At 70.3% G+C, this 4,727-nt stretch carries 7 protein-coding genes; 3 read left to right on the top strand and 4 right to left on the bottom strand.

Annotated elements, in window-relative coordinates; genetic code table 11:
* The 4 genes from AC5JJ2_RS06710 to AC5JJ2_RS06695 form a co-directional block, all read right to left on the bottom strand.
* A partial coding sequence (locus AC5JJ2_RS06710) for a tyrosine-type recombinase/integrase (protein WP_495857198.1) occupies positions 1-736 on the bottom strand: 736 nt, incomplete at its 3' end.
* Between the two features lie 255 nt (positions 737-991).
* Entirely contained in the window at positions 992-1,216 is a 225-nt protein-coding gene (locus tag AC5JJ2_RS06705) for a hypothetical protein (protein WP_495857197.1), read from the bottom strand.
* Between the two features lie 166 nt (positions 1,217-1,382).
* Complete coding sequence (locus tag AC5JJ2_RS06700) at positions 1,383-1,664, bottom strand: hypothetical protein (RefSeq protein ID WP_495857196.1); 282 nt, start codon at positions 1,662-1,664, stop codon at positions 1,383-1,385.
* A 15-nt stretch (positions 1,665-1,679) separates the two neighbouring features.
* Positions 1,680-1,988 (bottom strand): hypothetical protein, encoded by a 309-nt coding sequence (locus AC5JJ2_RS06695; RefSeq protein WP_495857195.1) that lies wholly within the window; start codon positions 1,986-1,988, stop codon positions 1,680-1,682.
* Positions 1,989-2,440: 452 nt separating this feature from the next.
* Here AC5JJ2_RS06695 and AC5JJ2_RS06690 point away from each other — a divergent pair, with 452 nt between their 5' ends.
* The 3 genes from AC5JJ2_RS06690 to AC5JJ2_RS06680 form a co-directional block, all read left to right on the top strand.
* Positions 2,441-3,472, top strand: coding sequence for a DUF932 domain-containing protein (locus tag AC5JJ2_RS06690; protein WP_495857194.1), 1,032 nt, complete (start codon positions 2,441-2,443; stop codon positions 3,470-3,472).
* Between the two features lie 40 nt (positions 3,473-3,512).
* Positions 3,513-3,836, top strand: coding sequence for a DUF6166 domain-containing protein (locus AC5JJ2_RS06685; protein WP_495857193.1), 324 nt, complete (start codon positions 3,513-3,515; stop codon positions 3,834-3,836).
* Positions 3,837-4,035: 199 nt separating this feature from the next.
* A partial coding sequence (locus AC5JJ2_RS06680) for a DUF1016 N-terminal domain-containing protein (protein ID WP_495857192.1) occupies positions 4,036-4,727 on the top strand: 692 nt, incomplete at its 3' end.

Raw genomic sequence — 4,727 nt, 5'->3', positions numbered from 1 at the left:
CGGCGATGGCCTGCGCGTTCTCGATGGTCCCGCCGTTCCCCAGGTAGGCCGTGATCCCGGTCGCCCGGAACGTGTGGTTGCACGTCGTCTCCGGCAGGCCCGCCGCCTTCGCCCGCCGCTTCACCATCCGCAGCGCGTCGTTCCGGGTCATCCCCTCGCCGGACAGGAGGCCGTGTCGGGTGACGGACTGGAAGAGGGGGGTCTTCTTATCCTGCCCGATCCCGGCGGCGAGGAGATAAGCGTCGAGGTACGCCTCGGCCGTGTGGTGGGCCGGAACCTGGTGGAGCTTCCCACCCTTCTCCCGGAACCGGAACCACCACCGCTTGCCGTCCTGGTAGTAGTCCTCGGCCCGGAGCGAGACGGCGGCCGACACCCGGGCGAAGCTGAACACCATGACGGCGATGAGCGCCCGGTCCCGGAGGCCGGACAGCTTCGCCGTGTCGATGGAGTCGAGGAGCCGGCGGGCCTGGTCGGCGTCGAGCACCGGGGTCTTGCCCCGCTTGACGACGTGCCTCGGCCCGCGGACGGAGGCGGCCGGGTTCATTACGAGCACCTGGCCGGTGACGAGCCAGTCGAAGAGCATTCTGACAGCGGCGAGGTGTTGCTTGACGGTTGGCGGCGACCCGGGATGCCGCTCGATGTAGGCCGCGACGTGGATCGGCTCGATGTCGATAAGTTCGAGCCGGTACTCCCGGCACCAGGCGAAGAAGGCTCCGACGGCCCGGGCGTACGCCATCCGTGTGTTCTGGTTGCGGATCGTGGCTGTGAAGAACTCAACGAACCGGCGAGACGCTTTCGGGCCAGCGTGCGTCACAATCGCCGGCAGGGAGCCGGACCAGCAGTTGAGTGATTGCCCCCGGTAGGCTTGCGTAATCTCGTCCGTCACGACACCTCGCGTCAGCGCCCCACTCGCTGCACCATAACGTCCTTTATGCGGCAGCGTCAACGAGCCGAATTCGCGCCACTGGACCGGCTGCGCTGCGGCATACTCTCAGCCCGGTTCACGTCCGCCGTAGCTCTGTTCTCCCGATTGGGGTAGCCCCGCCGAGAGGGCGGCGAGGCGCTCCTGCATCACCAGCGCGTTCTCCAGGATGGCCCGGACGAGCATGGGGTTGTCTCCGACGGACGGCGAGTCGAAGAGCCGCGCGGCAGACATGATGATTTGGAGCGAGTATCGCAAGTCGTGCAACACGGCGTCACCGGCCGCAAGGTCCATTTCGTGGTGGTCTTCAGTTCCCGCGGTGCTGTGTGTCATTACCTCTGCCATAAATCCCGGCCCCCCGGTGTGTTAAGACGCCCGATGGCTTCCGAACGATTCAAATGGCTCCCCGGCCCGCTGGTGAAGGAGGCCCGGTGGTGCGGCGGGCCTTTCGGAAAACTCGTCAGTAGTCATCGGGCAGGAGAACGGTCGTGACGGAGCGGTCGGCCTCGGTGATCACCCAGAAGGGATCGCCGTTCGCCGAGCGGTAGACCGACAGGAGCCGCCCGCCGGACTTCAAGGCACGGTCGTTTGCCGCCCGGTCCTCGTCATCGACTTCGCCCCAATCGCCGGCGGCGTGCCGGCGGAGGGCGGTGACGATTTCGGTCCGGGACAGGACGCCGAGCGCCGCGGGCGTCGCCACCGTCTGCCCGAGGGGCACCGGCAGCGGGTTCGGAGGGGGCACGGTTCACCTCCGGGGTTACTTCTCGGACCCGGCCGGGTGTTCGTACATCCAGACCATCGCCAGGTCGGCCACCTTGGCGACGAGCGGCAGGTCGTCCCGGCCGAAGCTGGTCGAGTCCTTCCACTTGTCGGCCTTGTCCTTGTAGAGCCGGCTGATCTGGACGTTGTAGCGCGGGCCGGTGTCCGTGTCGTTCAGCCACACCGCCGCCCGGATGCGGCCGAGGCGGACTTCGTGGACCGGCTTCTTCGGGTCGCGGGCCGGCCCGTCCCGGCGGTCGTCGCCGCGGGCCGGGGCCGCCTTCGGGGGGCCGTTCTTCGTGCTCATCGCAGGTTCCTCTCAGGGGAAGGCAGGAACGGGGCGTTGCCGGGCGCGTGCCCGGCGGCCGTTCGTGCCGGGTTCGGAGCGGAGTTGGAAAACCGAGTTGCACCACCGGGTCTCCGCGCGCGGGGTGGCCCGCGGAGCCGGCAGGGTCGTGAGGTTCGTTCGGTGCGGCGGAGAGAGCGGGGCGGTCTACGGCCGAGCCGTTACCACGGGTCCGGGTCGGGATTCAAGCGGCCGGCCGTCACGGCGGGCGTAGTTGAAACCGTCCGCCGTGCCGTGGTATCTGTCCCGCGTCCGGTGAGTCATGCCCGGCAGGCCCTTTCCCAGCGTAGTTCCTAACCGTCGCTCCCCGACCCCACGGCCGCCTCCCGCTTCCTCGCGGCACGACCGAGAGGCCGGTGGTGCAAAACACGTTTTGGTTTCTCAACACACGTTCCCACACCGAGGACACTGCCGTGACCAAGCAGAACCTGACCCGCGCGAGCGGGGAGCTGTTCCGCCGCGCGCCGGACGAACGCTTCCCCACGCTCGACGCCCTCCTGGCCCACTGCCGGCGGGAGAAGGACGAATCGGAGGACCGCTGGCACCCGCCCCGCGGCCTCGCCCCGGAGCCGACGCCCGACGGCCGGCTCGGCCTCAAGGCCGGTGCGGACGGCCTGTTCGCGCTCAACGACTGGAGTTTCGGCCAGCTCTGCGGCCTCGCCCGGGTGAGCAAGGAGACGGTGAACCGGCTCGCCCCGGTGACCGCCGCCCAGGTGCTCCGGGAGACCCTCCCGGGCGGGAACAAGCCGCTCCAACTGCTCACCCGCGGGGAGGGGGTGCGGTCCGTCCACGGGACGGCCTACACCCGCCTGCACAACGCCGACCTGGTGGGGACGCTCAAGGACTACGCGACCGACTTCACCCCGCCCCAGGCCGGGTTCAACGGCGCGACCGGCCTCTACTGCGGGGAGCAAGACCTGTTCGCCTTCCTGATCGACCCGGCCGGGTGGGCGGAGATCGAGGGCGAGGCGTTCGCCCCCGGGTTCTTCGTCTGGAACTCGGAGGTCGGGAAGCGCTCCGTCGGCATCCAGACGTTCTGGTTCCAGGCGGTGTGCGCCAACCACATCGTCTGGGACGCGGTGGAGGTCATCGAGTTCACCCGCAAGCACACGGCCAACGTCGGTGACGCCCTCGGGGAGATCCGCCGGCACGTCGAGCTGCTCGTCCGGAAGCGGGACGAGCGGCGGGACGGGTTCCTGCGGGTGATGAAGACGGCGATGGAGAAGACCCTCGGCGACGACGCCGAGGCGGTGCTGAAGGAACTCGCCAAGCGCGGCCTGAGCCGCGGCCTCGCCAAGCAGGCGGTCGAGGCGGTCGCCGGCGGCCGGTTCACCATCTTCGCGCTCGTGGACGCGCTCACCCGGCTCGCCCGCCAGGTGGAGTATGCCGGCGACCGGACGGCGGCCGACGTTCAGGCGGCGGCCCTCCTCGCCCTCGCGGCGTGACAGTCCCCTTCATCTTCCACCCCGACCCGAGGACAACACGATGAAGACCTACACCGGCCGCCGGACGGAGGACGGCTGCGCCGTGGCCGTCTCGGACGGCGACGGCCCCCGCGGGCTGGACCCGCGGTTCGACCTGCGGACCCACTCGCCCGACGGGTTCGAGTGGGGCTACGGCGGGAGCGGTCCCGCGCAACTCGCGCTCGCCCTCGCGGCGGACGTGCTGGGGGACGACGAGGCCGCCCTCGGCGTCTACCAGCGGCTTAAGTTCCGCGTCGTCGGCCGGCTCCCCGCGGACGGCTGGACGCTCACGGAGGCCGAGTTGACCGACGCCATCCGCTCCCTCGCCCGGCCCGACGGCGAGTGACGGCGACGCACGACGCCACGGAAGGTTCACGCCGGGACGGCCCGCCCGTTACCGGCACCACACCAGCGAGAGGTTGGCCCTGCACCACCGTCCTCTCGCCCACACCGTCCCGCTGGCCGGGTGCGTCCCCACCAAAACACGCCTTGCCCGCCGGCCCGCCCCGCGGGTACGCTCGCGGCCGGGAGCAAGGACGGGACCGATGGCGAAGCGAAAACAACAGAAGGCCGGGGCGCTCGTGCCGGCCGCCGGGGACGAATACCGCGGACTCCTGTCCGGCTTGTCGGCCCTCCTTGAGCACTCCCGGCGGTCCGCCGCCCGCGCGGTGAACGCGGTACTGACGGCGACGTATTGGGAAGTCGGCCGCCGGGTGGTCGAGTTCGAGCAAGGCGGCGAAGCCCGGGCGGGCTACGGCGAGGAACTGCTCAAGCGGCTCGGGGCGGACCTGTCCAAGACGCACGGACGGGGGTTCGGCTGGCGGAACCTGTTCTCGATGCGAGCCTTCTACCTGGGCTGGGAGATCGGGCCGACGGCGGCGGGCGCGGTCCAGTTCCGGGCCAAACTCCCCGAGGCCGAGAAATTGCAGACGGTGTCTGCAATTTCCCCCGCCCCGCTCGCCCCCGACGCCTTCCCGCTCCCGTGGTCGCACTACGTCCGCCTGATGACAGTGCCGGACCCCTCGGCCCGCCGGTTCTACGAGGACGAGGCGATCAAAGGCGGGTGGTCGGTCCGCCAACTTGACCGGCAGATCGGCACGCAGTTCTACGAGCGGCTCCGCGGGGCGAACCGGAAGGACGCGCTGCTCGGGAAGGCCGGCACCCCGACGCCGGCCGACCTGGTAACGGCGGACGAGCTGGTCCGCGACCCCTACGTCCTGGAGTTCCTCAACCTCAC

This window comes from Limnoglobus sp., assembly GCF_059499385.1.
This window is presented reverse-complemented; position numbering and strand designations above follow the sequence as displayed.

Coding starts and splice junctions, on each gene's coding strand:
- AC5JJ2_RS06685 (WP_495857193.1), top strand. CDS start 3,513: ATGAAGACCTACACCGGCCGCCGGACGGAGGACGGCTGCGCCGTGGCC.
- AC5JJ2_RS06695 (WP_495857195.1), bottom strand. CDS start 1,988: ATGAGCACGAAGAACGGCCCCCCGAAGGCGGCCCCGGCCCGCGGCGAC.
- AC5JJ2_RS06705 (WP_495857197.1), bottom strand. CDS start 1,216: ATGGACCTTGCGGCCGGTGACGCCGTGTTGCACGACTTGCGATACTCG.